The following is an 851-nucleotide window of genomic DNA, read 5'->3' on the forward strand; positions in this document are numbered from 1 at the left end:
CTTCGAGATCCGCAAACTCTTCGCTGCCCCGCATCAGCAGTGCGTCACGGATCGACGCCTTGAGATGCCCATGAGCGCTCTCGATCGAACCATTCTCGTGTGCCACGCCGCGGTTATTGCGCGTCGGTGTCATCCGGTAATGGGCACAGAGAGCCTCGTAGCGTTTGGTCAGGTCCAGCTTCGCGTCCTGGTCGAGATTGCGGAAGGCGGCCGAAAGGCTGTCGCTGCGATGCTGGTGGGGCGCACCACCCGCCGACCACAGGGCGTTCTGCAGCCCTTCGGCCAGAGCCACGTAGCTCTCGCCGCCCAAGATGACATGGGCATGGGCAAAGCCCGACCACAGCAAGCGGAAGTGATACAGCATGTGTGCCAGTGGCTGGCCGGCAACCGTGATGCCAAGTCCCGACATGTCCGTGAAGTCCGACAGGCCCAGCCGACCCGGTTCATGCACCTGCCGGAAGATCACGTCCTGCTCCGCGCCATGCAGAGCGCGCCAGGACCGGATCCGCCGCTCCAGTGTGCGCCGGATGCCCGGCGACAGTTCGGGGTGGCGCCGCAGCATCTCGTCGAAAATCGCCACCGGACGCAGCCCCGGCGCTTCCTTCAAAAGCGGCACGACCTCGGCCGCGAAAATATGTTCCAGCGGGTCGGGTCGCCGACGCCCGCGCTGCTGTTCCATCTGAGAAGGAAGGCGCGGGTCCTGCGCAATCCGATAGCCCGTGGCACGGCTGATATCCGCCTTGGCGGCGGCAATCTCAATGGGATGGTCCTGTCTGAGCTTCATGAAAAGCCTCATCTGTTGATCGGTTACGTGGCGGCCCGGCACAAAGGGGTTCTCCCTTACAGAAAAC

The 851-nt window shown here is 63.7% G+C and carries 1 protein-coding gene; it reads right to left on the reverse strand.

Going from position 1 to position 851, the window contains the following annotated elements:
* Positions 1–826: IS21 family transposase (gene istA / locus Q4543_RS24470; RefSeq protein ID WP_303442785.1), on the reverse strand; the 826-nt coding region annotated here is incomplete at its 3' end.
* Positions 827–851: the final 25 nt, after the last annotated feature.

Source organism: Salipiger sp. 1_MG-2023 (assembly GCF_030547555.1).
Taxonomy (GTDB): Bacteria; Pseudomonadota; Alphaproteobacteria; order Rhodobacterales; family Rhodobacteraceae; genus Salipiger.